The sequence below is a fragment of the Flavobacterium sp. genome (genome assembly GCF_034111225.1).
GTDB lineage: Bacteria > Bacteroidota > Bacteroidia > Flavobacteriales > Flavobacteriaceae > Flavobacterium.
This window is the reverse complement of sequence record NZ_JAWUXR010000012.1, coordinates 234,143-259,915: the sequence shown is the minus strand read 5'-3', so window position 1 is coordinate 259,915 and position 25,773 is coordinate 234,143. Positions and strand designations below refer to the sequence as shown.

Annotated in this window: 26 protein-coding genes; 10 read left to right on the top strand and 16 right to left on the bottom strand. The window is 29.2% G+C overall.

The genetic code is table 11. The features are described from left to right. From pdxH to UXY25_RS09490, 6 genes are all read right to left on the bottom strand, one after another. The coding region (gene pdxH, locus UXY25_RS09515; protein WP_320815775.1) for a pyridoxamine 5'-phosphate oxidase at nucleotides 1-573 on the bottom strand (573 nt) is incomplete at its 3' end. Nucleotides 574-624: 51 nt separating this feature from the next. Beyond that, nucleotides 625-1,533, bottom strand: a complete 909-nt coding sequence (locus tag UXY25_RS09510) for a ribonuclease Z (protein ID WP_320815774.1) — start codon at nucleotides 1,531-1,533, stop codon at nucleotides 625-627. A gap of 197 nt (nucleotides 1,534-1,730) precedes the next feature. Continuing rightward, nucleotides 1,731-2,063 carry a ribonuclease Z gene (locus tag UXY25_RS09505; protein ID WP_320815773.1) on the bottom strand — a complete coding sequence of 111 codons (333 nt, stop codon included), beginning with the start codon at nucleotides 2,061-2,063 and terminating at the stop codon, nucleotides 1,731-1,733. A 34-nt stretch (nucleotides 2,064-2,097) separates the two neighbouring features. Then, a complete protein-coding gene (locus UXY25_RS09500; protein ID WP_320815772.1) occupies nucleotides 2,098-3,024 on the bottom strand; it encodes an aspartate carbamoyltransferase catalytic subunit in 927 nt (308 codons plus the stop codon). A gap of 23 nt (nucleotides 3,025-3,047) precedes the next feature. Beyond that, nucleotides 3,048-3,590, bottom strand: a complete 543-nt coding sequence (gene pyrR / locus UXY25_RS09495; protein ID WP_320815771.1) for a bifunctional pyr operon transcriptional regulator/uracil phosphoribosyltransferase PyrR — start codon at nucleotides 3,588-3,590, stop codon at nucleotides 3,048-3,050. 123 nt (nucleotides 3,591-3,713) lie between these two features. Further along, nucleotides 3,714-4,562, bottom strand: a complete 849-nt coding sequence (locus tag UXY25_RS09490) for a DUF2911 domain-containing protein (RefSeq protein WP_320815770.1) — start codon at nucleotides 4,560-4,562, stop codon at nucleotides 3,714-3,716. 132 nt (nucleotides 4,563-4,694) lie between these two features. On the opposite strand from UXY25_RS09490, the gene UXY25_RS09485 reads away from it, so the two are divergent. From UXY25_RS09485 to UXY25_RS09470, 4 genes are read left to right on the top strand one after another with little or no spacing between them, the layout of a single operon-like run. Further along, nucleotides 4,695-5,159, top strand: coding sequence for an SRPBCC family protein (locus tag UXY25_RS09485; RefSeq protein ID WP_320815769.1), 465 nt, complete (start codon nucleotides 4,695-4,697; stop codon nucleotides 5,157-5,159). A 19-nt stretch (nucleotides 5,160-5,178) separates the two neighbouring features. Continuing rightward, entirely contained in the window at nucleotides 5,179-5,877 is a 699-nt protein-coding gene (locus tag UXY25_RS09480; protein WP_320815768.1) for an SDR family oxidoreductase, read from the top strand. Nucleotides 5,878-5,928: 51 nt separating this feature from the next. Continuing rightward, nucleotides 5,929-7,215: a deoxyribodipyrimidine photo-lyase gene (locus UXY25_RS09475; RefSeq protein WP_320815767.1), complete on the top strand. Its 1,287-nt coding sequence runs from the start codon at nucleotides 5,929-5,931 to the stop codon at nucleotides 7,213-7,215. A gap of 25 nt (nucleotides 7,216-7,240) precedes the next feature. Further along, on the top strand, nucleotides 7,241-8,617 hold the full coding sequence (locus UXY25_RS09470; protein WP_320815766.1) for a deoxyribodipyrimidine photo-lyase: 1,377 nt from the start codon (nucleotides 7,241-7,243) through the stop codon (nucleotides 8,615-8,617). Between the two features lie 21 nt (nucleotides 8,618-8,638). On the opposite strand, the gene UXY25_RS09465 is transcribed toward UXY25_RS09470, so the two are convergent. Beyond that, nucleotides 8,639-12,334, bottom strand: coding sequence for a PAS domain S-box protein (locus UXY25_RS09465; RefSeq protein WP_320815765.1), 3,696 nt, complete (start codon nucleotides 12,332-12,334; stop codon nucleotides 8,639-8,641). A 90-nt stretch (nucleotides 12,335-12,424) separates the two neighbouring features. Then, the gene (locus tag UXY25_RS09460) at nucleotides 12,425-13,081 is read right to left on the bottom strand and encodes an HAD family hydrolase (RefSeq protein ID WP_320815764.1); all 657 of its coding nucleotides are present in this window, start codon (nucleotides 13,079-13,081) and stop codon (nucleotides 12,425-12,427) included. A 113-nt stretch (nucleotides 13,082-13,194) separates the two neighbouring features. Between UXY25_RS09460 and UXY25_RS09455 the strand changes: the two genes are divergently transcribed. Genes UXY25_RS09455 through UXY25_RS09445 form a run of 3 tightly spaced genes read left to right on the top strand, consistent with a single transcriptional unit; the run spans nucleotide 13,195 to nucleotide 14,622 of the window. Then, entirely contained in the window at nucleotides 13,195-13,737 is a 543-nt protein-coding gene (locus tag UXY25_RS09455; protein ID WP_320815763.1) for an RNA polymerase sigma factor, read from the top strand. A gap of 30 nt (nucleotides 13,738-13,767) precedes the next feature. Then, nucleotides 13,768-14,178, top strand: a complete 411-nt coding sequence (locus UXY25_RS09450) for a hypothetical protein (RefSeq protein WP_320815762.1) — start codon at nucleotides 13,768-13,770, stop codon at nucleotides 14,176-14,178. Between the two features lie 3 nt (nucleotides 14,179-14,181). Beyond that, nucleotides 14,182-14,622, top strand: coding sequence for a sensor of ECF-type sigma factor (locus UXY25_RS09445; RefSeq protein ID WP_320815761.1), 441 nt, complete (start codon nucleotides 14,182-14,184; stop codon nucleotides 14,620-14,622). Nucleotides 14,623-14,652: 30 nt separating this feature from the next. Here UXY25_RS09445 and UXY25_RS09440 read toward each other — a convergent pair whose 3' ends face one another. Beyond that, nucleotides 14,653-15,606 carry an oxidoreductase gene (locus UXY25_RS09440; RefSeq protein ID WP_320815760.1) on the bottom strand — a complete coding sequence of 318 codons (954 nt, stop codon included), beginning with the start codon at nucleotides 15,604-15,606 and terminating at the stop codon, nucleotides 14,653-14,655. 217 nt (nucleotides 15,607-15,823) lie between these two features. On the opposite strand from UXY25_RS09440, the gene UXY25_RS09435 reads away from it, so the two are divergent. The 3 genes from UXY25_RS09435 (at nucleotide 15,824) to UXY25_RS09425 (ending at nucleotide 19,536) form a co-directional block, all read left to right on the top strand. After that, complete coding sequence (locus UXY25_RS09435; protein ID WP_320815759.1) at nucleotides 15,824-17,143, top strand: hypothetical protein; 1,320 nt, start codon at nucleotides 15,824-15,826, stop codon at nucleotides 17,141-17,143. A 70-nt stretch (nucleotides 17,144-17,213) separates the two neighbouring features. Beyond that, nucleotides 17,214-18,428 (top strand): RsmB/NOP family class I SAM-dependent RNA methyltransferase, encoded by a 1,215-nt coding sequence (locus UXY25_RS09430; protein ID WP_320815758.1) that lies wholly within the window; start codon nucleotides 17,214-17,216, stop codon nucleotides 18,426-18,428. A 4-nt stretch (nucleotides 18,429-18,432) separates the two neighbouring features. Next, a complete protein-coding gene (locus UXY25_RS09425) occupies nucleotides 18,433-19,536 on the top strand; it encodes an endonuclease (RefSeq protein WP_320815757.1) in 1,104 nt (367 codons plus the stop codon). A gap of 85 nt (nucleotides 19,537-19,621) precedes the next feature. Here UXY25_RS09425 and UXY25_RS09420 read toward each other — a convergent pair whose 3' ends face one another. Genes UXY25_RS09420 through ccoS form a run of 7 tightly spaced genes read right to left on the bottom strand, consistent with a single transcriptional unit; the run spans nucleotide 19,622 to nucleotide 25,764 of the window. Continuing rightward, nucleotides 19,622-20,323, bottom strand: a complete 702-nt coding sequence (locus UXY25_RS09420; protein WP_320815756.1) for a sulfite exporter TauE/SafE family protein — start codon at nucleotides 20,321-20,323, stop codon at nucleotides 19,622-19,624. A 7-nt stretch (nucleotides 20,324-20,330) separates the two neighbouring features. Beyond that, complete coding sequence (locus UXY25_RS09415) at nucleotides 20,331-20,777, bottom strand: FixH family protein (RefSeq protein ID WP_320815755.1); 447 nt, start codon at nucleotides 20,775-20,777, stop codon at nucleotides 20,331-20,333. A gap of 24 nt (nucleotides 20,778-20,801) precedes the next feature. Further along, nucleotides 20,802-22,220 carry a cytochrome c oxidase accessory protein CcoG gene (gene ccoG, locus UXY25_RS09410; RefSeq protein ID WP_320815754.1) on the bottom strand — a complete coding sequence of 473 codons (1,419 nt, stop codon included), beginning with the start codon at nucleotides 22,218-22,220 and terminating at the stop codon, nucleotides 20,802-20,804. Nucleotides 22,221-22,266: 46 nt separating this feature from the next. Further along, the gene (locus tag UXY25_RS09405; RefSeq protein ID WP_320815753.1) at nucleotides 22,267-23,181 is read right to left on the bottom strand and encodes a cbb3-type cytochrome c oxidase N-terminal domain-containing protein; all 915 of its coding nucleotides are present in this window, start codon (nucleotides 23,179-23,181) and stop codon (nucleotides 22,267-22,269) included. Nucleotides 23,182-23,199: 18 nt separating this feature from the next. Beyond that, entirely contained in the window at nucleotides 23,200-23,367 is a 168-nt protein-coding gene (locus UXY25_RS09400) for a CcoQ/FixQ family Cbb3-type cytochrome c oxidase assembly chaperone (RefSeq protein WP_320815752.1), read from the bottom strand. Nucleotides 23,368-23,374: 7 nt separating this feature from the next. Continuing rightward, nucleotides 23,375-25,570, bottom strand: a complete 2,196-nt coding sequence (gene ccoN / locus UXY25_RS09395) for a cytochrome-c oxidase, cbb3-type subunit I (protein WP_320815751.1) — start codon at nucleotides 25,568-25,570, stop codon at nucleotides 23,375-23,377. A 2-nt stretch (nucleotides 25,571-25,572) separates the two neighbouring features. Next, nucleotides 25,573-25,764, bottom strand: coding sequence for a cbb3-type cytochrome oxidase assembly protein CcoS (gene ccoS / locus UXY25_RS09390; protein ID WP_320815750.1), 192 nt, complete (start codon nucleotides 25,762-25,764; stop codon nucleotides 25,573-25,575). Between the last annotated feature and the right edge of the window lie 9 nt (nucleotides 25,765-25,773).

The window sequence follows — 25,773 nt, the reverse complement described above, 5'->3', positions numbered from 1 at the left end:
GTTTGGACGACCTTGCCAAAATTCAACTTCAATAGGTTTTATGATAAATCCTCCCCAATGCTCTGGTCTTCGAATATGCTTACCCTCAAATTTCTCTTCTAATACTTTTAATTGAGTTTCTAAAAATTCTCTGTTAGGTATCACTTCACTTTGTGCTGAAACAAGTGCTCCTAGTTTACTCCCATCTGGACGAGAATCAAAATAGTTGTCTGAAACTAGATCAGTAGTCTTTTCAGCAACACCTTTAATTATTACTTGGCGTTCCATTGACGTCCAAAAAAATGACAAACAAACATGTGGATTAGTTAAAATAGCCTTTCCCTTTTCAGAATTATAATTGGTAAAGAAAACAAAACCTTCTTCATTGTATTTTTTAAGAAGCACTACTCTAGCTTTTGGAAAACCATCTAAGCCTATTGTAGATAAAGTCATAGCATTTACTTCATCAACACCTCCAAAATCTTCTACTTCATGAAACCATTTATGAAATAAGTTAATAGGATCTTCTGGGATTAAAGACTCTATTAATTCGCTCTTTTCATATGATTTTCTGTATTCTCCTAAATCTTTCATGATTAATTATATTCTAGTGTTCAACAAAATTACAAATACAATTTTTATTCTTTAACTAAAATTAAATTCTTTACCATCATCGGCAAGAAGAATTGGTTTAAAAATAGATTCTCCTTCTTCTTTAAATAAAGAAATGTCGCCATAACGTGTAGAATAATGTCCCATTAACAAAGTACCAACATTTGCTTTTTTAGCGATTAAAGCAGCTTGTTTTGCAGTTGAATGCATTGTTTTAGTTGCTAAATGACTTTCTGATTCTAAAAATGTTGTTTCGTGGTATAAAACATCTACAGCTTTAATCATTGGAACAATTGTTTCATCAAAAAGAGTATCACTACAAAAGGCATAACTTTTTTCTTTAATAGGATTAAAGGTGAGGTCTTCATTTTTAATTTCTGTTCCATTCTCTAAAACAATATTTCCTCCGTTTTTAATTTTAGCAAAATAACACTTCTCAATATTATATTCTTCAATTGAAGATATATTAAGTTTTCTTTGAGTATTTTTTTCTTTAAATAAATACCCATTTGTATATACTCTATGCTTTAATGGAATAGTTTTAATTGTTACATTATCATCTTCATAAATTAAAACACTTTCGTTGCTTTCTAATTCATGAAAATATAAATTATAACCTGTATAAGAGTTGGATAGTTTTAATTGCAATAAAATGACTTCTTTAATTCCCTTTGGTCCATAAACATGTAAATCGTTTTCTCTATTTAATAAACTAAACGTAGAAATTAATCCAATTAATCCATAAAAATGATCGCCGTGTAAATGAGAAATAAAAATTCTATTTATACGCGAAAATTTAATTTTATGTTTTCTGAGTTGTACTTGTGTTCCTTCTCCACAATCAATTAAAAACATTTGATTTTTAATTTCAAGGACTTGAGATGTAGGATTAGTTATGGTTCTTGGAGTAGCTGCATAACAGCCCAATATTGTAAGTTTCAATTTATTTTATTTTATTAGTCTTTTTGTTAGTTAAAAAAACTCCAAAAAGAATAGCGCAGTTAGTTAGAATTCCAAAAAAATGAATTTTATTTCCAATTATGGAACAGTAAATATTCAAAATAAGTAAAAGACTAGAACCAACTATTAGTATTGTTCTTATTATTTTTAGTCTTTTGTTTTTTGAATTTATATCCATATTAAAATCCTAAATCACGTTCTATTTCATCCATTTCAATAATGTCATGTGCTTCTAATATAGAAGGAACAACAGTAATTGAATTTGGAACTTTATCAAAATCAATATTTTCTGCAACAATGACTAATGATTTTTTTAGTTTAAGATGTTTTTTTGAAAGTTCTTTAAATATATTTAAATCACCTAATTTAATAGAACTATCATGAGTTATATCTAAAATAAGGTTTTGTTTTGAAAAAGTTGAATGTTGATTAGAAATATTCTCAACAAAAGCAATGACATCACCTTTAGTCTCTCTAATAATCGTTATATGCCCTTTTTGTTCTACTTTCATATTATTTTATCTATTAAAGCTAATTTATGAATAATTATTTAATTTTTGAAGCCAATAAGTAAATAACAGCCATTCTTATGGCAACTCCATTTTCAACTTGGTTTAAAATAACCGATTGTGAAGAATCTGCAACATCTGACGTAATTTCAACTCCTCTATTAATAGGTCCTGGATGCATTATAACCACTTCTTTATTTAAAGAATCTAATAAATCTTTTGTAACTCCATATTGTTGAGCGTATTCTCTTGTAGAAGGAAAATAATTGACATCTAATCGTTCGTTTTGTACACGAAGCATGTTTGCCACATCTGCCCATTCAAGTGCTTTTCTTAAGTTTGGTTCAACTTTAACTCCTAAAGACTCAATATGTTTTGGTAATAATGTTTTAGGCCCGCAAACCTTTACCTCTGCTCCTTGCATTTGAAGTGCAAAAATATTTGATAAAGCTACTCTAGAATGTAAAATATCTCCAACAATTACCACTTTTTTTCCAGCAACATCACCTAAACTTTCTCTAATAGTATAACTATCTAATAAAGCTTGTGTAGGATGTTCATGAGCACCATCACCAGCATTAATAATACTTGCTTTTACATTTTGAGATAAAAAATGAGCTGCTCCTGGATTACTATGCCTCATTACAACCATATCTACTTTCATAGAAAGAATGTTATTTACAGTATCAATTAAAGTTTCTCCTTTTTTAACAGAAGATTGAGCTGCAGAAAAACTAATAACATCTGCAGAAAGTCTTTTTTGAGCTAATTCGAAAGATAATTTTGTTCGTGTACTATTTTCGAAAAAAATATTAGCAATTGTAATATCTCTTAGTGAAGGAACTTTCTTAATAGGTCTGTTAATTACTTCTTTAAAATGATCGGCAGTTTCAAAAATTAAATCAATATCATCTTTTGTGATGTATTTAATTCCTATTAAATGATTTACAGATAAAGTTTTCATTTATGTTGTGTGTTGTTGTATTCTTATTTTATTACTTCGATTAAAACCAAATCTTCACCTTCATTTTCTTTCCACTTTACAATTACCTTTTCATTATTAATTGCATCTACTTGTCGTCCTCTATAATCAGGTTGTATTGGTAAATGGCGACTAAATCGTCTGTCTATCAAAGTTAAAAGTTCTATTTCTGAAGGTCTTCCAAATGACTGAATTGCAGTTAATGCAGCTCTTATACTTCTACCGGTATAAAGAACATCATCAATAAAAACTACTTTTTTATCTTCAACTACAAAATCAATTTCGGTTTTATTAGCTTCCAATGTTTTATTACCTCTTCTAAAGTCATCTCTAAAAAAAGTAATATCTAAATAACCTACTTGAATAGATTTTATGTTATATTCTTCTTTTAAAAGTAAAGCTAACCTTTGAGCTAGATATTTACCTCTTGGTTGAATTCCTATTAAAATGGTATTTGAAAAATCTAAATGATTTTCTATTAATTGGCAAGCCAAACGATGTAGAATGATATTGACTTCTTTTGCAGTTAGCAATACTTTTTGACTCATTTGTAGTTATGTTGATTTAGCAAATTTAAAAATTTATTTGGCTATAATGGATATTTACTTAAAAAAATAAAGCTGATTCCGTTTGAAGAATCAGCTTTATTAAATATTTTAAAAAAAGAATAACTATTTAGACCATTCTTTAATACTATCACTATTCATTTTTTCGTAATCTTTATTTCCTGCTTTTATAGCTCCATCTAAAGAAAACTTAGCCGTTTGAATTGCTCCTTTTTTATCACCTAATTTAGCCTGAACAAGTGATTTTAACCTTAAATACCAAAAAGGAACATCTTTATCAGATGGAGTAAGTGAAATTGCATTATTAATCCACAATAAAGCTTTATTTAATTCTTTATCAGAATCGTAATAATATTTTGCTGCAGAAAAGTAATCTCCAACAGAAGGACCTGCTAATGCTTTTTCAATACTATTCATAGCAATTTCTTGCGTAGGAACAGTAAAAGGTACCGAAACAATTGTACGCTCCCAAGAAATTTCTAAAGCCCCTGAATCATTAGTTAAATTATTTAATGAAATTGTAAAAGATTCAACTGATTTATTTAAAGTTTCTGGTTTAACATTAACTTTTAAAGCTACTTTTTTATCATCCCATACTTCAGGTAATCCCCAGTTGTTAGTGTCTGAATAAAAAATAACATCCCAGCTGTCTGCTTTTGGTAGTGTAAATAAAGCATACTTACCTTTTTTTAATTCGGTAGTGCCAAATTTTACATTTTCACTAAAAGTTACTATTGTATTTTCGTTTGCACCTGTTCGCCAATACTTTCCATAAGGAACTAATTCACCATAAACTGTTCTTCCTTTTGCACTTGGGCGAGAATATTCAACTTGAACATTGGTTAAGCCAACAACTTGTTCAATTTTTGAAGACGGACTAGCTTGAGGTGTTTTTACTTGTGCTGTAATTGAAATTCCAGCCATTAGGAAAGCAACTATTAATATTTTTTTCATTTTTTTTGGTTTTAATTTTTACGAAAATAACAATTTCTTTATTGTTAAATGTTAATATAATCAAAAAAAATAAAAATTTTGTTTAATTATTTTTAATTAAAGTTAAACAATACTTATCTTTACAAAAAAAAGATGAAGATATATACCTTCCATTCAAAACAAAATTTACCTATTTCTTTAGATAAAGCTTGGGATTTTCTATCAAATCCAAGGAATTTAAAAACAATAACACCTGATTATATGGGATTTGAAATTCTTTCTGGAGCAGATAAGCCTATGTACCCAGGACAATTAATACAATATATTGTAACACCTGTTTTAGGTATAAAAACCAAATGGATAACAGAAATAACTCATGTCGTTGATAAAAAGTTTTTTGTAGATGAGCAACGTTTTGGGCCTTATTCGCTTTGGCACCATAAGCATTTTTTAAAGGAAATTGATGGTGGTGTAGAAATGGAAGATATAATTGACTATAAAGTTCCTCTGGGATTTTTAGGTCAGATGGTTCAACCCATTATTGTTCAACCAAAATTGAATGAAATCTTTGAATACAGAAGGAAAAAATTAATTGAATTATTTGGAGAATTTAAATAAAATTTTAAATAGTCATATTATGAAAAACATATTATTAATTGGAGGTTCATATGGAATTGGATTAGCAATAGCTAAAGAGCTTCAAAACAATAACAACGTATTTGTAGCATCTAGAACTAATGAAGAATTGACTAAATTAAACGTTACTCACATTCCGTTTGATGCGTCTTCAGATACTTTAGATACATCACAATTACCAGAAGTTATTGACGGATTAGTTTATCTACCTGGAAGTATCAATTTAAGACCTTTTAAAGGATTAAAAATAGAAACTTTTGAAAATGATTTACATATCAATTTTATTGGCCTAGTAAAGGTTGTTCAAGCTGTTTTGCCTAATTTAACTGCTTCATATCAATCAAGCATAGTTTTATTTAGTAGCGTGGCTGCAAGTATGGGAATGCCATTTCATACTAGTGTTGCAGCTTCTAAGGGTGCAATTGAAGGTTTTGCTAAAGCGTTAGCTGCTGAATATGCTCCAAAAATCAGAATCAACGTTATCGCTCCATCATTAACGGATACCCCTTTAGCCGATAAATTCTTAAATAACGATGTCAAAAAAGAAAAATCTTCTGAAAGACATCCTTTAAAAAGATTTGGACAGCCAAAAGACATTGCACAAATGGCAATTTTTTTATTAAGTGATAATAGTAGTTGGATGAGTGGCCAAGTATTACACGTTGATGGCGGAATGTCTACTTTATTGGTTAATGGATAAGTTCTCTTAGCTTAAAATTAGGAATTTAAATGATTAAAAGGTTTTAATGTTATGAATATATTTTGGTTCAGAAGAGATTTACGGTTAGAAGATAATGTTGGATTATTTCATGCTTTGAATGATGATAATGAATTACTTCCTATTTTTATTTTTGATGATAAAATTTTATCTGAATTACCAAAAGATGATGCTCGTGTAAATTTTATTCATGAATTATTATCAAACATTCAAAATAAACTTCAAGAAAACGGAAAGCAGTTAGCTGTTTTTTATGGTCAACCTAAAGCTATTTTCGAAAAATTAATTGAAGAAAATAAAATTAAAACGGTTTATACCAATCACGATTATGAACCTTATGCTAGAAAGCGCGATAAGGAAATGAATCAATTGTTTAAAGAAAACAATATTGATTTTAAAACCTGTAAAGATCAAGTAATATTTGAAAAAAGTGAAATTGTAAAAAGCGATGGAACTCCTTATGTTGTTTACACTCCATTTTCAAATAAATGGAAAGAAGCTTTTGCCAAAATAAAATTAGTTACTTATAATTCTGAAGATAAATTAAATAAAATAACACAACACTCCTACCCTTTTTTAAGCTTAAAGGATATTGGTTTTGAAGTTTCAGATATAAGAGTAGTACCTTTTAATATTAGTGAAAAAGTGATTTCAAATTATGAAGAAACTCGAAATTTCCCCTCTTTAAACGGAACATCAATGCTTGGAACACATTTGCGTTTTGGGGCTGTTTCTATTCGAAAAATGGTCAATCATGCTGCAAGTTTTCAGAATGAAACTTTTTTGAAAGAATTAATTTGGAGAGAGTTTTTTATGCAAATTTTATGGCATTTTCCACATACTGTAAACTCAAGTTTTAGACCAAAATACGATGCTGTACAATGGAAAAATAATGAAGAATTATTTCAAAAATGGTGTGATGGAAAAACGGGTTATCCAATGGTAGATGCAGGAATGCGAGAATTAAACAAAACTGGACACATGCATAACCGTGTGAGAATGGTTGTTGCTAGTTTTTTATGCAAACATTTATTAATCGATTGGAAATGGGGTGAAACGTATTTTGCTCAAAAACTTTTAGATTATGAACAATCGAGTAATGTTGGAAATTGGCAATGGGCTGCTGGTTCAGGTGTTGATGCAGCACCATATTTTAGAATTTTCAATCCGACAGAGCAAATTAAAAAATTTGATAAAGATTTGAAATATATAAAAAAATGGATTCCTGAGTTAGAAACACTTCATTATCCAAAACCAATAGTTGATCACAAAGAAGCTAGAGCACTTTGTTTAAAAACATATAAAGAAGCTCTTGGATAAAGCAATTTAAATCTGAAAATAAATAATGAATATAGTTTGGCTTAAGAGAGATTTGCGTTTAACCGATAATGAAGCGCTTTTTAATGCTATTTCATCTGGTCGAAAAACACTGCTTCTTTATATTTTTGAGCCTTCACTACTTAAAGATAATCATTACAGCCAAAGACATTTTGATTTCATTAAACAATCATTAGAAAGCCTTCAAAAAGAACTTTTACCTTATCATACTCAGATATTAATTGTTCAAGATGAAGCTCTTGATGTTTTTAAAAAATTAAATAAGCTCATTTCAATTCATGCTATTTATTCTCATCAGGAAACAGGAATAAAAATAACTTATGATAGAGATAAACAAATTGCGGCCTTTTTAAATAAATATAAAATTCCATGGAAGGAGAGTATTAATAATGGAGTTATAAGAGGAATTAAAAACAGAAAAACCTGGAAAGAAGACTGGTGTGATTATATGAATAAAGATTGTTTTCCGTTTGAGGCAAATGGTCGAACGTTTATAAAATACAAAGATATGGAAGAAATTGAAAACCAATTTGACAAGCCTTCTTTAAGAACTGACATGAGTTCACCTTTTCAAAAAGGCGGAACACCAACAGCTTTGCGATATTTAAATTCCTTTTTTAACGAGCGGGTTGCAAATTATTCTAAGCATATTTCAAAACCTGAAAAAGCTCGAATGGGTTGTAGTCGTTTATCTCCTTATATTACATGGGGCAACTTATCTATTAGACAAGTTTATAATGAAGCATGGGAAAATTCACAAAAAGGAAATTATAAAAAACAAATTACCAATTTTGTTTCACGACTTCGATGGCAAGCTCATTTTATTCAAAAATTTGAAATGGAAAGCAGTATGGAATTTATTGCAGTAAATAAAAGCTATCTACACATAGAACAACCTATAAATGCTTTTTATCATAAATCATGGACAGAAGGTAAAACAGGAATTCCTATTGTTGATGCTTGTATGCGCTGTTTAAAAACAACTGGATATTTAAATTTTAGAATGCGAGCTCTAGTTGTCTCTTTTTACACACATAATTTATGGCAACCATGGCAAAATTGCTCTCCACATTTAGCCAAACAATTCTTAGATTTTGAGCCTGGAATTCATTATCCTCAATTACAAATGCAAGCTGGTGTTACAGGAGTTAATACGTTGAGAGTTTATAATCCTGTTAAAAATTCAATAGAGCATGATGAAGAAGGAATTTTCATTAAAAAATGGGTTACTGAATTAGCAATGATTCCGAAGGAACTTATTCACCAACCATGGAAATTAACAATAATTGAGCAAGGATTATATAATTTTAAATTAGGAATAGATTATCCTTATCCAATTGTAGATTTAGAAAAAAGCAAAAGTACTTTGTTTAAAAACATATAAAGCAGCTTTAGCGATTGATAACTAATTATAAAGCCATTTTTTTAATTTTGTTTCTAAATCTGAAATTATAATTGGTTTTGATAAATAATCATTCATTCCTACTTCAAAACATTTTTCTTTTTCTCCTTTTAAAATCCCTGCTGTTATTGCAATTATAGGGATATTTTCAGCTCCATTCATTTTTCTAATTTCAATTGTAGCATCATATCCATTAACATGTGGCATTTGAATATCCATTAATATAAGATCAGGTAATTCTGTATTACACATTTGAATTGCTTCATTTCCTTCTTTAGCTTCAAAAATAACACTTGTTGGAATAATTTTTTTAACTAGTTTTTTTGCCAAGAGCATATTTATATTATTATCTTCTACAATTAAAATTTTCTTAACAGTTAAATCATTATTTGGAAATACTGTTTTTTTAGGTTGGAGTTTTTCATTTTGTATTTCACTAATTTCTTCTATTGGTGCTTTTAAAAATTTAACTTCAAAACTAAAGTCACTACCCTCTCCTATTTTACTTTTTAATTGTAATTTGGTTCCCATTAATGAAAGTAAATGATTTGAAATACTTAAACCAAGTCCTGTACCTGAAAACGTTCTACTTGTTGAATTGTCTTCTTGAATAAATGATTTAAATATTTTTTCATAATTTTCTTCACGAATTCCTTTTCCAGAATCTTTTACAGAAAAATATATTTTAATATACTTTTTACTTTTTAATGGAACAACGTAAACATCTAAACTAACTTCTCCAAAACTTGTAAATTTTAAAGCATTACTCAATAAATTTACTAGTATTTGTTTTAAACGGATAGAATCAGCTTTTATAATTTGAGGAATATTTTTATCAAAATCTAAAGAAAGTTTAATTCCTTTTTGAATTGCTTGAAATTTAAACAAATCAATAACTTGGTTTGTTAACTGATATAGATTTACATTTTCTAGATATAAATCAAATTTTCCTGATTCAATTTTTGATAAATCTAAAATATCATTAACAATTTTCGTCAACGAAACTGCAGATTCATTAACGGTTGTCATATACTCTAATTGATCCTTGTTTAGTGAAGAATCCATTAATAAATTTGTAAAACCTATTATACCATTTAAAGGAGTCCTTATTTCATGACTCATATTTGCAATAAAATCAGATTTTGCTTTGTTTGCTGTTTCAGCGTCTTCAGTTCTTTTTAAAATTTCAATTTCCATAAGTTTACGTTCAGATATATCTATAAAACTTATAATTACTTCAATAATGTTTTTATCCTCATCTAAAACTGGAAAACCATTTACTAAAGCCCAAGTTATTTCTTCTATAGAATCTCTTTTAATTCCTATAGTAAAATTTTTAATAGGCTGTTTTGTTTTTATAATTTTATTTACTGGAAAATCTTCAGATTTCAAATACAAACCGTTTTCAAATACTAAACTCCATTCCGTATTATTCGATCTTTTTTCTTTTAACTCATTTTCATTAAAACCTAATAACTGGGAAGCTTTTTTATTACTTAAAATTATTGAAGAGTCACTTGAATGTATAACTACCCCAACTTCTAAACTATCAATTAACCCTTTGTATCTTTCTTCACTTCTTTTAATTCTATTTTTAGATAATTTAGAAATAGTAATATCTCTGGATAAACAAACAAAGTGATTTTCCTTTTCGAGCATTGGTGCTATAGAAAGCTCAAACCATTTGATTTCGTTTGAGATAGTTAAAGAATATTGTTTTCCTTTAGAAAAACCAGTTTTTTTTGCTTCTTGAATAGCAGACATACAAATCTCAGAAACCTCTGGAGGTAATACTTCGCTAATTTTTTTGCCTAAAAAAACATTTGGAGGAGCAGCTAATAAATCATCTTTATGTGAATGATAATTATGTATTAAACCATTAATATCAATTTCAAAAAGCAAATCTGGAATTGCTTCCATTACTGATTCTAATTTTTTATTTGCCTCTATAAACTTTTTTTCAACTTTTTTTAATGCTGTAATATCTGTAGTTGTACCAATATATCCTACAATTTCACCTTCAGAATTTCGTTCAGGAATTGAATTTTCCATAACCCACACAATAGTTCCGTCTTTACGCAAAAAACGATATTCAACTACAGAAAAATCATTTAAAGTCTTAGAGTCAGACCAATGTTTTAAAACTCCTTCTCTATCTTCTAAATGAATTGAATTTATCCAGCCATACGTATTGATTTCTTTTAAAGTTACTCCAGAAATTTCGTTCCATCTAGTATTAACATAGGTTGCAACTCCTAAAGCATCTGTACGAAAAATACCAACTGGAGAAACTTCAGTAAGTGTATGGTATCTTTTTTCACTTTCTACAACTTCAGTTTCTGCATTAATTCTTAAAGCTTCTTTTTCAAAAACTTCTAATGCAAATGATACTTCTTTTGTAGCTGCTTTTAATAAAGCAATTTCTTCAATATCAAAAAAATCTTTTTCGTCAGCATAAAAAGAAAAACTTCCAATTGCTTTTCCAAATTTTCTAATGGGAAGTGAAATTAAAGATAAGTATCCGTTTTTTAATGCATTTTCTTTCCATGGAAGCATTTTTGGATCATTTACAATATCATTGCTGATAACAAATTTATTATCTCTAATTGAAGTTCCTACCGGCCCTCTCCCTTCAGGAACATCATTAATTGTAATTGTTTTAATATTGGATACATATCCATCACTTATTCCTGATACCATGACGGGTAAAACATCTTTAGTTTTTTCGTCAACCAGTCCTATCCAAACCATTTTAAATTTACCAATCTTAACAGCTATATCACATGCTTTTTTAAAAAGCTCTTCCTCATTTCTTGTATGCGCTATTATAAGATTTATTTTACTAATAAATAAATAGAGTCTATTGGCTTTAACCAATTTTTTTTGAGCATCAATTCTCTCAGTTATATCAGTAATTATACCGTGAAAAATAACAGTTCCCTCGGGTTCTAATTCTGGAAGTGCAGTTACTTCATGCCAAATTAATCCTTTCGTTGGGTGATAATATCTATATTCACATTTAAGTGGAATTAATTTTGATCTTGTAGCTTCAATATTTTCTCTTAAAGGCCAGAAATCATCTGGATGAATTAATCGATATATTTTATTTGTGTTTTCATCAATTTCCTCAAAATTAAAACCATAAATATTTTTGACTGCATTACTTGTATATGTATATTTAAATGATCCATTTTTATTTTGTCGCATAGAAAAAATAAGGCCGGGTGAAGTTGCTACAATTTTATCAAATTTTTCATTTTTAGATTTTAAGTCTTTTAAAATATTCTCTCTATCTGTAACATCTTTAACGTTAACTATTATTCCTCCAACGTTTTTATCCTTAATCATGTTTGTAATTACACCTTCTAACCAAATATAATTTCCCTTTTTGTGTTTTGCTTGAAATAAAACTGGAATAGGAATTTTTGGACTTTCTAATGCCTTTTTAATTTTTTGTTGCGTATAATCAAAGAAATCTGGGTGTATGTATTCATCATGTGGAAGAATATTAAATTCCGCATCGTTCCAGCCCGTTATTTTTGCAGAAGAAGGACTTCTAAAAAGAACTTTTAAATTTTCATCAATAAGCGTTATTACCCCATCATTTTCTTCAATCAATGAACGAAAACGATTTATTTCAGACTCTTGCTTATTAATTTTTTCTAATAATTCCTTTTTTGTCAAATCATTGTATTTCATAGATATGAAATCTAAATTCTTACTAAAAGTAAGAAAAAAATGAGGATTTATGACAGTAAAATAAATTTAATATAAAAAAGTAAAAAAATACTAATTACAATTTTGAATTGTATTGAAGCTTAATTCACTAAAATGATTAATAACTTTTTCTGCATTTGATAAATCTTGAAATTTAGAATGTATACTATTATATCCAATGCAATAAATACCCGCAGCATTTGCAGCTTGAACACCGTTTGTACTGTCTTCAATTACAATACAGTTTTCTTTTGGTGCTATAGATAAACTTGCAGCATGTTCAAAAATAGCAGGATGTGGTTTTGATTTAGGGAAATCTTCACCTGAAACAATATGAGTAAAATATTGATGTAAATTAAATCTATTGAAAACTCTATTTATAGTAAGTTTTGAAGCAGATGACGCGACAATTAATTGGATTTTATTTAGATGTAAATCTTTAATTAAAGTCTCAACTCCATCAATTAAAAACAAATCTTCCTTAGTATCAAAAGTATCATTAAAAATGGTTCTTTTTCTTTGAATTAAATCTTCAACATCTTCATTTAAATTAAATTGACTTTTTAATTTTTGAAAAACATTACGTGTAGAATTCCCTGTCAATGTATGGTAAATTGCATCTGTAACAACAATATTTAATTCTTCAAAATGTTTAAAATAAGCATATTTATGAACAGGTTCAGTGTCAACTATAACACCATCCATATCGAAAATTACTGTTTTTACCATGATTATAATAAGTTTTTTCAAAGGTAGAATTTGCAAATGTATTAATCAATTAAAAAAAAGAGAAAATCAAATTAAACCTTTTTCTATATCTTTAGTCTTAAATAAAAAACAAGTTGCAAGACGATAAAGATTTAATTGTATTATTAATCAATTCTAAAACCCAAAATGAAGGGTTTAAGAAGTTAGTGCAGTTATATCAGAAACCTTTGTATTATCACATAAGAAATATTGTCTTAAACCACGATGACTCTGATGATGTTCTTCAGAATACTTTTATAAAGGTATTTACTAATATTTCTAAATTTAAAGGAGAAAGCAAATTATACTCATGGATTTATAGAATTGCTACAAATGAATCGCTTACTTTTCTGCAACAAAAAGCTAAAAAAAGCGGAATTTCTAATGAAGCCGTTCAAGAAAGAGAATTAATAAAACTTGAAAGTGATGTATATTTTGAAGGAAGTGAAATTGAACTACAACTTCAAAAAGCAATAGCTACTTTACCTGAAAAACAACAACTTGTCTTTAAAATGAAATATTTTGAAGAAATAAAATATGAAGAAATGTCTGAAATTTTAAATACATCTGTGGGAGCTTTAAAAGCTAGTTACCATATTGCTGTGAAAAAAATTGAAGAAATATTAAAATCAAATTAAACCTTTTTATAATAATAATGTCTAACCAATATGAAAAACATTGATTTAAATACAACTAAAATAAAATCAGGATTTAAAACACCAGATGATTATTTTGAAAAATTTGAAGCAAGGATTTTAGAAAAAATTCCTGCTCAAGAAACCAAAGTTGTTTCTTTGTTTCATCGTAAACAAATTTGGGTTTCTAGTATAGCTGCAGTGTTATTATTAGCCATTGCTATACCATCTTATTTTAATTCTATAAAAACACCTGCTTTAGACAATTCTAATATTGAAAATTATTTGTCGTATCAATCTAATTTTACGAATTTTGATATTATTGAAAATTTAAATGATGATGATATAAAAGAATTAGAAAATTCACTTACAGTTAATTCCCAAGAAGATGTTGAGGCTTATTTATTAGACACACAAAATTTAGACTACTATTTAAACGAATAAAAAATGAAAAAGAAATTAATATTATCAGTACTTCTTTTATTCACTGCCATTAGTTTTGGTCAGGATTTCAAAGAGAAAAGAGAAAAAATAAAAGCGCTAAAAGTTGCGTATATTACAGAACAGTTAGATTTATCAACTGATGAAGCTCAAAAATTTTGGCCTATTTATAATGCAAATGAAGAAAAGCAATTTGAATTGCGTCATAAAAAAATGCGTTCTATTATAAATAAGTTTGAAAATGGTGGTTTAGAAAAATTATCGGATAAAGAAGCAACATCTTTAATTGACCAAATTGAAACTATTGAAGACGAACTTCATAATTCCAAGAAAACATATATAAGGGAACTTAAAATGGTTATTTCTGCAAAAAAAATAATAAAACTTAAAAAAGCAGAAGATGAATTTAATCGAAAATTAATGAAACAGTTTAGAGGAAAAAAGTAAAAAAAAGAGCGACAACTGTCGCTCTTTTTTTTAATGAAAATCTAATCTTATAATTCGGTTTTTACCTGTTGCAATAGCTGAATTTTGATTGATAAACCTAATAGTTAATAAATCTTTATCATCAAGCATTTTTGTCCACGTTTTACCTCTATCAGGAGAATAATGTAAACCCGTTCCTCCTACACAAACCATTTCATTTCCTTTTTTTCCAGGCACAAATTGTATACATGAAGCATAACCAAAACCCTCGTTTTGTGCAATTAATCTCCATGTTTTTCCACCATCAATAGTAATTGCTTTATTTGATGAATTATCATTTTGATTTTCATAATCACCACCTGCAATCACTCCTATTTTGTCATCGTAAAAATCAGCTGTAAAAATGCCTGTCATTGCTTTACCTTGAATAATTGGAGTATTATTAACGCTCCAAGTATTGCCTTTATCTTTGCTTATAAAAACTCTGGATTTTAAACCACCAGAAACTATAAAAACATTATTCCCTTTTAATATTAAATTAGTATTACTTGCTGCAAAAGCTGCTTCCCCTTCTGCTGTTTTTGGAAGTTTTTCACATGGAATTTTTGTCCAATTTTCACCTCCATCATTTGTAGAAATTATATTCAAACAATTATCAATTGGATCTCCCATAGCGATTCCGAATTTATCGTCTAAAAATTGCATACTATCATAAAAGACTTTTTTATGATTCTCTTCGTAAACTAATTTAACGTCTTTGCTCTTCTTATTTATTTTAAATAATAAAGCAGGATTTGCCACACTTAAAATAAAAATATTTTCATTTGTATGAGCAATACTTCTAAACTCCGGTTTTAATGAATCTGTTATAAAAAAACCGTTATATTTAGTATCATTAATTAAGTTAATTGAGCCATATTTTCCATTATTCCCAGAATACCATAAAACATTATTATCTATTAAAATAGCCCTACTGCTTAGCGGTTCTTCATGTAGTGTTTTCACATTAACTTTCTGAAAAAAAGATGAAGAATCAACTTTTTTCGAACAAGAAAACATGAATAATATGCATAATCCAAAAATATATTTAACATTCATAAACATCCGTATTTACTGCTAAAATACAATTTAAATATGATTTTTATACAACCTAAAAAAGAAACTTGGCACAGTAATTGGTTATTTATTATAAAATAGAATGTTTAACTAAAAACATAAGATTATGAAAACGAAAATACTACTTAGCCTTTTATTCATAGCGATGTTACCAATGAGTAATCATGCGCAAGATAAAACTACCGTTAGAGCAAATAGTTCTGATATAAGTGATAATTTAGATTTAAGAGCAATTGCTTCTGTTTTTGGGGAAGCAAAAGATTTAGAAGATTTTGAAAACAGAATTAATGATCCAAAAGCACAATTATCTAATTTAGATTTGAACAATGATAATTATGTAGATTACTTAAGGGTTATTGAATCTGTTGAAGGTGATGCCCATTTAATCATCATTCAATCTGTTTTAGAGAAAGACACTTATCAAGATGTTGCCACTATTGAAGTTGAGAGAGATAATAGAAACAATGTTCAAATTCAAGTAGTTGGAAATGTATACATGTATGGTGAAAATTATATTTACGAACCTGTATATGTAAACAGACCTATTATATATAATGTATTTTGGGTAAATAATTATCGTCCATATTATTCAACTTGGCACTGGAATTATTACCCTAGTTACTATTATTATTGGAACCCGTTTCCAGTATTTAGATACAGAAATCATATAGGCTTACATATTAATTTTGGTCATACTTATCATTATGTAAGTCATAGAAGCTGTCATAGAGCATACGGAATGTATTATGGAAGAAATAGCCATGCTTATGAAACAAGACATCCAAACAGATCGTTTTCTCATAGAAACCATGGGTATTCTAACAGACATGAGTTAGACAACAACAGACCAACTAGAAATGTTAGACCTAGAAGTGAAATAGCTTCAAATAACCCAAGAAACAGTTCTCCTAGAGAAAATAACACATCTTCACCTAGAGGAAACACTCCTAGAGAGGTAACATCTCCGAGATCTTCTACTCCAAGAGGAAACGTAGAACCAAGAACGAGTTCTCCTAGATCAAACTCTCCTAGAGAAGCAACTTCTACTCCAAGAGGAAATGTAGAACCAAGAACGAGTTCTCCTAGAACAAACTCTCCTAGAGAAGCAACTTCTACACCAAGAGGAAATGTAGAGACGAGAAAAAATTCTCCAAGATCTGAAAGCCCGAGAAATGTTGAACCGAGAACGAATAGTCCTAGAACAAACTCTCCTAGAGAAGCAACTTCTACAAGAAGTAATAATTCAACGAGAAATCAATCTCAATCTAGAAATGTAAGTACTACAAGAAGTAGTTCAAGTCCTGGATCAACTTCAACAAGGTCTAGTAACAATAGAACTAACACACGTTCTTCCGGAACATCTTCTAATAGAAATTCTGGTAGTTCGAGAGGCAGTAGCTCGAGAGGCAATGGAAGAAACAACTAAATATAAAGTCCTGCTAAATGCGGGACTTTTTATTTTAATTCGTATCTTTGCAGGCTGATTAAAAGAAAAAATGAGATTACATAGAAATTTAGTTTTTACCGTTGTTGATTCATTATTAGCCATCTTTAACGATGGTGAATACGCTGACAAAGTAGTATCAAGAGCTTTAAAAAAAGACAAACGTTGGGGAAGTAATGACAGAAAATTTGTCGCCGAAACAATTTATGAAATTGTTAGATGGAGAAGATTATATGCTGAAATTGCTGAAGTAAAAGAACCATACGATAGAGATAATATTTGGAGAATACTTGCTGTTTGGGCTGTTTTAAGAGGAATAAAATTACCAGATTGGAAATATTTTGAAAATACTCCTGAACGAAAAATTAAAGGCCGTTTTGATGAGTTATCAAGAATAAGAAAATTTAAAGAGTCTATTCCAGATTGGATAGATGAATTAGGTCTTAAAGAACTTGGTGAAGAAATTTGGGCAAAAGAATTAACTGCTCAAAACCAACAAGCAGAAGTGATTTTAAGGGTAAATACTCTAAAAACAACTAAAGATGTTGTGTATTCCATTTTAATGGATTTAGACATTGAAACACACGCTGTTGAAGGATATGATGACGCCTTAGTACTAAATGAAAGAGCAAACGTTTTTATGACACAAGCTTTTAAAGACGGTATGTTTGAAGTGCAAGACGCTTCTTCTCAGCTTGTTGCCTACTTTTTAGATGTTGCACCTGGAATGAGAGTTGTTGATACTTGTGCTGGAGCAGGTGGAAAAACATTACACCTTGCTTCTTTAATGGAAAATAAAGGACAATTAATTGCAATGGATTTATACGAAAGTAAATTAAAGCAATTAAAATTAAGAGCTAAAAGAAATGGTGCTTTTAATATTGAACCAAGAGTAATAGAAAGCACAAAAACTATTAAAAAATTACATGGAACTGCTGATAGAGTTTTAATTGATGCTCCTTGTAGTGGTTTAGGTGTTATGAAACGTAACCCAGATAGTAAATGGAAATTACAACCTGAATTTATTGACAATATTAAAAAAGTACAAGCTGAAGTTTTAGAAAATTACTCTAAAATTGTTAAACCAGGAGGTAAAATGGTTTATGCTACTTGTTCTATATTGCCATCTGAGAATGAAGAACAAATTAAAAAATTTTTAACAACAGAATCAGGAAAAAACTTTACCTTTATTAAAGACAAGAAAATTTTGTCTTATGAAAGTGGCTTTGACGGTTTTTATATGGCATTATTAGAACGTAAAAAATAAAAATATGAAAAAAACTTACTCTCTATTATTTACAATAATAACATTTTCGGTATTTGCACAACAAGCGTTACCACCACCAGCAGGCTATTATAGTACTGCAACTGGGAGTGGATATATTTTAAAAACCCAATTGTATAATATTATTAAAGGGCACACTGACCAAGGATATACAGGCTTATATACAACTTATTTGACATCTGATAAAGATTTTTATTATGAAAATGATGGATCGTTATTAGATATGTATACTGAAAACCCAACAGGACCAGAGTGTTTTTTTACTTACGGTATTAACCAAGATGATGGTTTAGGTGGTACAGCTGAATGTCAAAAATACAACAGAGAACATATCGTTCCTCAATCTGTTTTTTCATCTGCTACACCTATGTATTCTGACGCTCATTTTGTAGTTCCATCTGATAAGTATTTAAATGCTCAAAGAGGAAATTTTCCATTTGGTAGAGTTCAAACCGCTTCTAATACTTATACAAATGGCTCTAAACGTGGTAATAATCAAAATTCTGGTTATTCTGCAGGTTATTCAAATACAGTTTTTGAACCAATTGATGAATTTAAAGGAGATATTGCAAGAATGATTTTTTATTTCATAACTAGATATGAAAATACAGTTTCAAGTTATACTTATGATATGTTTAATGGTACTTCTAATCAGGTTCTAACTAACACGTTTTTAAACATATTATTAACTTGGCATTTAAATGATCCTGTAAGTGTAAGAGAAACTGATAGAAATGATGCGATTTTCGCTAGACAAGGAAATAGAAACCCATTCATTGATAATCAAAATTATGTTTGTCAAATTTGGCCAACACAATGTGCAACTTTAAGCTCTGAAAGTTTTGCTATATTAAATGATATTTCTATTTACCCAAACCCTACTTCAAATGGAGCTTTTTCTATTACAAGTACGGAACAGTTAAAAACAATTACTGTTTTTAATGTAAATGGTCAAATAATTCAAGAAATTAAAAATCCAAATACAGTTACTACAGAAACTTACAACTTAAGTAACCTCTCATCTGGTTTTTATTTAGTACAGTTAGCTTCTGAAAATGGTTCTGTAACGAAGAAGGTTATTGTAAACTAAATTTACAATTTTATATAAAAATAAAAAAAGCATCAAACTTTCGGTTTTGATGCTTTTTTATTACCAATAAACTAATTAAAAAATCTTAATGACAGTTTGCTTCACTTTGTACAAACAAACTCATTGTGCTTGGTGATACATAAGGAATATTTAAACCTAAGCCTCTTATTATAAATAAAACACCAATACAAACAGCTAATATTGGTATTGCTTTTTGCATTGTGTTTCTAATAGGTATTGAAACCAAATTAGTTATTAAAACTACCATACTCATCATTGGAACTGTACCTAAACCAAATAATAGCATATAAAAGATACTATATTCTAAACTTGGCATTGCTAACGCTCCAAATAATGCGACATAAACCATTCCACAAGGCAAATAACCGTTCAATAAACCTATAGTGAAAAAAGACTTATAACTTCTGTTTTTAAACTGTTTTCCTAAACTTGATTTTACTTTTGAAATAATCTTATAAATAGGTTTTGAAAAATTATAACTCGCTAATTTTTTTTCAGGAACAACAGCTACTATAATCATTAGAATACCAACAGTAATAGATAATTGTTGTTGCATTCCAGCTAAGAAAAAACCTTTTCCTAATAATCCGAATAATAATCCTAATGATGCATAAGCAGTTAATCTACCAATATGATAAATACATAATTGAGTTATTTTTTTGGCTTCATTATCTCTATCAACCGGAAGCATCATGGCAATAGGTCCACACATACCGATGCAGTGAAAACTACTTATTAAACCAAATAAGATTGCTGTATATAACATCTAAAAATTAATAATAAATAGACTCTTTAGTTCTATATTCTTTCCCTTGATATTCCCAATCAATAGTAATGCCCCAAAGACCGCCAACCAAATTACTATTAGGTATGAGCAAATGTGAAGAAGATAATGAAATTTTCATTTCAGAATCTAATTTCTGATTGGACGGTCTATATAAGGACACTATTCCTATTATGTTTTTATAATCGAAGTCTTGTGGAAAAGAAACTTCTATTCCATCCGCTGTTTTATTAAATTTAACTTTTGTTTTAAGTGCATTAGCATTGTTTGTTTTCTCAATATTCCCCTGAACTTTTAATTCTTGTTGGTAATAATCTTCAACAACTAATTCTCTATCATAACTATCGTCTAATTGAACTTTTATAACAAAATACAATATGAAAGTCATGAATAATGCAAATGCAATTACGATACCTGTTCCCCAATTAATTTTCATATTTATAGTAATTTATTTTAGTCCCTAATTAAATGATCTTGGACCTAAAAATGTTGTTTTTGTTGTTTCTATTAATTTTCCATTATTATAGAAACCTATTTTTATCTTTATTTTATCAGCTTTAATTTCCGATTGCTTAATCTCAACAAACATATTTCCTTGAAATGTTTTTTCTGCTAGAATTGATATGTGCTTGTTGCCTATTAATTTAATTTCACCTGATTGATTTTCAAGCTTAATCGTAATATTATCAAAATCTTTTACGGTTTTATTCATGATTTTATAAGTAAATAAATTACTTATGACATCTCCTTTTTGTTGGTATAGCTGACCTGGAGTTCTTAATACTTTGGCTTCTACATCATTTCTTAAGGAAAGTAAACTTATTAAAACTCCAGTTAAAATTACTAATACTGCAATATATCCCTTCATACGGGCTGTTAATTTGAACTTTTCTTTTTTTACAATTTCATCTTCACTTGCATAACGTATTAAACCTTTTGGCAAACCAACCTTATCCATTATTGTATCGCATTCGTCAATACATGCTGTACAATTAATACATTCTAGTTGAGTACCGTTTCTTATATCAATTCCTGTAGGACAAACATGAACACATTGTAAACAATCTATACAATCACCTTTTCCTGTAGTTGATCTATCTTCTCGTCTATCCCATTTTGCTCTTCCCTTCTCTCCTTCTCCACGTACATGGTCATAAGTAACATTAATCGATTTATTATCTAATAAAACACCTTGCATTCTTCCATATGGGCAAGCAATAATACAAACCTGTTCTCTAAACCAACTAAATACAAAATAAAAAACCCCTGTAAAAATCAACAAGGTAATAAGTGTACTTGAATGAGCTTTCGGTCCATCAATCACATAGCGTAGTAATTTATCACTACCAATTAAATAAGCTAAAAAAACATTTGCGATTATAAAAGATATTATAAAAAAAACAACCCATTTAATTAAACGTTTTATAATCTTTTCAGCATTCCATGTTTGCTTGCTTAATCTTATTTGAGCCCCTCTATCGCCATCAATCCAATATTCAATTCTACGAAAAACCATTTCCATAAAAATAGTTTGAGGACAAAACCAACCACAAAATATTCTTCCAAATGCTACCGTAAATAATGTAAGACCAACAACTCCAATTATCATTGAAATAACAAACAAATAGAAGTCTTGAGGCCAAAATGGAAAACCAAAAATGGAAAACTTTCTTTCTAACACATTGAACAATAGAAACTGGTTGCCATTTATTTTAAGGAATGGAGCAGTTAATAATAACACTAGAAGTAGGTAACTTAATAATTTTCGCTTGTCATAAAATTTACCACTAGGCTTTTTAGGGAAAATGAAATTTCTTTCTCCTTCTTCATTAATAGTACCTATAGTATCTCTAAAACTTTCGTCTTGTAACTTACTCATTTTATTAAATTCTAAAAGAGGTTTGGCGAACCAAACCTCTAAATAATTATTTTGTTGCTTCTACTTTTTCATTAACATCAGTCGACTCAATTGCAATATCATCATTCCAAACTTCACCTTCAGCAGCTTTAGCTCCTTCAGGATTTGAACCTTTTAAAGAAATAATATAACTTGCTATTTTTTGAATATCTGAAGCTTTTATTGCCTCTTTCCAAGGAGCCATTACAGGGTTTGCAGCACTACCTTCAGAAATTAATTTAAAAATATTTTTAACTCCTCCTCCATTTATCCAATAATCATCTGTAAGGTTTGGACCGATTCCTCCTTGAAGATTGGCTCCATGACACGCTATACAGTTCGCAACGAAAATCTTTTGGCCTTCAGAAATACTAGAAGCATCTGCTAATAATTCAACATTGTCAAGATTTACTAAATCTGGAGCAGTTTTTAAATATTCTTCATGGTCTTTAGCTGCTTGAACCATAGCCATTTCATACTCTTCTTTTTGCGTATAGTCTCCCACTACATGAAAACGTACTAAATACACAATTGCAAAAACAACAGATCCATAGAATAAATACACCCACCATGGCGGTAATACATTATCTAGCTCTTTAATGCCGTCATAATCATGGTCAAGTAATACGTCTGCTTCTTGTTCTATAGATTTAGAACGTGTTAAACTTTTATAGAATTTACTTTCTGTAAAAGCAAATGGTTTTACATTTTCAAGTTGTTTTTTTTGTTCTTCAGTTAACACCTGATAAGTAACTCTATCAATAGCACTAACAAGTATTTCAATTGCAACTAACACAAACAAAAATACTCCTAAGAAGACTGATACCATTGGATACTTTATAAAAGCTGGTCGGTCTCCAGAGTCAATAAAGAATTCCATTCCTACAAAAATAATTGCAAAAATTACTGGAACTCTAACGTATGATGGGATTAAATATTTCATGTTTAAATCTTTAAATAATTAGTCATTAATTGGCATTTCGCTTAATTCTTTTATTTTGTCTTTTTTATAGCTAAATACCCAAATAAATAGACCTACAAAAAAGCTAAAGAAAATTACTAATGAAATTATAGGATATATTTCAACACCCGAAATAGTTTCTAAATTGTGTTTAATAAATTTCAACATATCTTAATTATTTAGCGTTATCTTGTTTTGTTATATCGGTACCTAATCTCTGTAAATAAGCAATTAAGGCAACAATCTCTCTCTCTTTAGCAGGAATAAATTCAGTTCCTTGAGATGCTTTATGATCTTCAAATGACTTTTTAATATCATTATTTTTCATCAAGTTAGCCTCAATTTTAGAAGCTTGAGTATCCATAGTTTTCATTGCATCTGCGACTTCAGCATCAGTATAAGGAACACCTAAAGTTTGCATTGCTCTCATTTTATCTTGAGTATGAGACTTATCTAATTGGTTTCTAATAATCCATTTATAACCTGGCATAATTGAACCATCTGATGTACTTTGTGGATTCCACATATGATTAAAATGCCAATCATCTGAACGACCTCCATTATTTGGTTTTCCAGGAACACCTTCTCTAGCTAAATCTGGACCAGTACGCTTAGAACCCCATAAGAATGGATGATCATAAACAAACTCACCTGCTTTAGAATATTCCCCATATCTCATTACTTCAGAACGGAATGGACGAATCATTTGAGAGTGACAGTTATTACAACCTTCACGGATATATAAATCTCTTCCTTCTAACTCTAAGGGTGAATATGGTTTTACACTTGAAATTGTTGGAATATTAGATTTTACCATTATCGTAGGAACAATCTGGATAATACCTCCTATTAAAATTGCTACAGTAGCTAATATTGTTAATTGAATAGGTTTTCTTTCTAACCATGGGTGGAATTTCTCACCTTTCATTCTCCCTGCAGAAATTTTTGTAAGTGCAGGTGCTTCTGCTAATTCATCTTCAACAGCAGATCCTTTTCTAACCGTTTGAATAATATTATATACTAAAACAAGTAAACCAATTATAAATAATGTACCTCCAATAGCTCTCATTAAATAGAAAGGCATAATCTCAGTTACAGTCTCTAGAAAATTACCATATTGTAATGTTCCATCTGGTTTAAATTGATCCCACATTGAAGCTTGCATAAAACCTGCAACATACATAGGTAAAGCATATAATATAATACCTAAAGTACCAATCCAAAAATGGAAGTTTGCTAATGCTATAGAGTATAATTTAGTTTTAGTCATTCTTGGTATTAACCAATAAATCATCCCAAATGTCATGAATCCGTTCCAAGCTAATGCACCTACGTGAACGTGCGCAACGATCCAATCTGTATAGTGCGCAATTGCATTTACATTTTTTAGCGATAACATTGGACCTTCAAAAGTAACCATACCATAACCCGTAATACCAACTACGAAGAATTTTAAAACTGGATCTGTACGCACTTTATCCCAAACACCTCTTAATGTTAATAAACCATTAATCATACCTCCCCAAGATGGAGCAAGTAACATAATAGAGAACACAACTCCTAAATTTTGAGCCCAATCTGGTAAAGCTGTATATAATAAATGGTGAGGGCCTGCCCATATATATAAGAAGATCAATGACCAAAAGTGAATAATTGATAGCCTATATGAATAAACAGGGCGATTAGCTGCTTTAGGAACAAAATAATACATTAATCCTAAAAATGGAGTTGTAAGGAAAAATGCTACTGCATTATGACCGTACCACCATTGTACTAAAGCATCTTGAACACCTGCATAAACAGAGTAACTTTTCATTGCTGAAACAGGTAATTCTAAGCTGTTAAAAATATGAAGAACAGCAACTGTAATAAAAGTAGCAAGATAGAACCAAATAGCAACATATAAATGACGCTCTCTTCTACGAAGAATTGTCATTATCATATTAATACCAAAAATAACCCATACTAATGCAATTGCAATATCTATAGGCCATTCTAACTCAGCGTATTCTTTTGATGTTGTATAACCTAATGGTAATGTGATTGCAGCAGCAACAATAATTAATTGCCAACCCCAAAAATTAATATTACTTAATAAATCACTGTACATTCTAGCTTTTAAAAGTCGTTGTAACGAATAATAAATTCCTGCAAAAATAGCGTTACCTACAAAGGCAAAAATAACAGCATTTGTATGTAATGGTCTTAGTCTACCAAAACTTAACCAAGCAATATCGTCGGTCATGTTTGGAAACAAGAACATAAAGGCGATTATTAGTCCAACTGACATTCCCACTACTCCAAAAAGAATACTGGCATAAAGAAATTTCTTTACAATTTTGTTGTCGTAATAAAATTGTTGCATCTCCATAATTAGATTGATTTTTGTTTTTCTATTTTAATTGTTTTCTCTGGATTCTTTTTTAACTCATCGTCAAATAACATTCTAACAGATGGCGTATAATCATCATCATACTGTCCGCTTTTTACTGCCTTAATAAAAGCAACTAAAAAACCAACAGCTATAATTATACTGATTGTAATAAGTAAAAAAATGACACTCATACCTTAATT

What these genes read in the sequence shown, in the direction of transcription:
- UXY25_RS09420 (WP_320815756.1), bottom strand. Translation starts at nt 20,323, where the DNA reads ATGTTATATACAGCAATCTTATTTGGTTTAATAAGTAGTTTTCACTGC.
- UXY25_RS09470 (WP_320815766.1), top strand. Translation starts at nt 7,241, where the DNA reads ATGAATATAGTTTGGCTTAAGAGAGATTTGCGTTTAACCGATAATGAA.
- UXY25_RS09460 (WP_320815764.1), bottom strand. Translation starts at nt 13,081, where the DNA reads ATGGTAAAAACAGTAATTTTCGATATGGATGGTGTTATAGTTGACACT.
- UXY25_RS09475 (WP_320815767.1), top strand. Translation starts at nt 5,929, where the DNA reads ATGAATATATTTTGGTTCAGAAGAGATTTACGGTTAGAAGATAATGTT.
- ccoN (WP_320815751.1), bottom strand. Translation starts at nt 25,570, where the DNA reads ATGGAGATGCAACAATTTTATTACGACAACAAAATTGTAAAGAAATTT.
- UXY25_RS09505 (WP_320815773.1), bottom strand. Translation starts at nt 2,063, where the DNA reads ATGAAAGTAGAACAAAAAGGGCATATAACGATTATTAGAGAGACTAAA.
- UXY25_RS09480 (WP_320815768.1), top strand. Translation starts at nt 5,179, where the DNA reads ATGAAAAACATATTATTAATTGGAGGTTCATATGGAATTGGATTAGCA.
- UXY25_RS09445 (WP_320815761.1), top strand. Translation starts at nt 14,182, where the DNA reads ATGAAAAAGAAATTAATATTATCAGTACTTCTTTTATTCACTGCCATT.
- UXY25_RS09425 (WP_320815757.1), top strand. Translation starts at nt 18,433, where the DNA reads ATGAAAAAAACTTACTCTCTATTATTTACAATAATAACATTTTCGGTA.
- ccoG (WP_320815754.1), bottom strand. Translation starts at nt 22,220, where the DNA reads ATGAGTAAGTTACAAGACGAAAGTTTTAGAGATACTATAGGTACTATT.
- UXY25_RS09485 (WP_320815769.1), top strand. Translation starts at nt 4,695, where the DNA reads ATGAAGATATATACCTTCCATTCAAAACAAAATTTACCTATTTCTTTA.
- UXY25_RS09465 (WP_320815765.1), bottom strand. Translation starts at nt 12,334, where the DNA reads ATGAAATACAATGATTTGACAAAAAAGGAATTATTAGAAAAAATTAAT.
- ccoS (WP_320815750.1), bottom strand. Translation starts at nt 25,764, where the DNA reads ATGAGTGTCATTTTTTTACTTATTACAATCAGTATAATTATAGCTGTT.
- UXY25_RS09415 (WP_320815755.1), bottom strand. Translation starts at nt 20,777, where the DNA reads ATGAAAATTAATTGGGGAACAGGTATCGTAATTGCATTTGCATTATTC.
- UXY25_RS09435 (WP_320815759.1), top strand. Translation starts at nt 15,824, where the DNA reads ATGAAAACGAAAATACTACTTAGCCTTTTATTCATAGCGATGTTACCA.
- UXY25_RS09450 (WP_320815762.1), top strand. Translation starts at nt 13,768, where the DNA reads ATGAAAAACATTGATTTAAATACAACTAAAATAAAATCAGGATTTAAA.
- UXY25_RS09500 (WP_320815772.1), bottom strand. Translation starts at nt 3,024, where the DNA reads ATGAAAACTTTATCTGTAAATCATTTAATAGGAATTAAATACATCACA.
- UXY25_RS09490 (WP_320815770.1), bottom strand. Translation starts at nt 4,562, where the DNA reads ATGAAAAAAATATTAATAGTTGCTTTCCTAATGGCTGGAATTTCAATT.
- pyrR (WP_320815771.1), bottom strand. Translation starts at nt 3,590, where the DNA reads ATGAGTCAAAAAGTATTGCTAACTGCAAAAGAAGTCAATATCATTCTA.
- UXY25_RS09430 (WP_320815758.1), top strand. Translation starts at nt 17,214, where the DNA reads ATGAGATTACATAGAAATTTAGTTTTTACCGTTGTTGATTCATTATTA.
- UXY25_RS09405 (WP_320815753.1), bottom strand. Translation starts at nt 23,181, where the DNA reads ATGAAATATTTAATCCCATCATACGTTAGAGTTCCAGTAATTTTTGCA.
- UXY25_RS09400 (WP_320815752.1), bottom strand. Translation starts at nt 23,367, where the DNA reads ATGTTGAAATTTATTAAACACAATTTAGAAACTATTTCGGGTGTTGAA.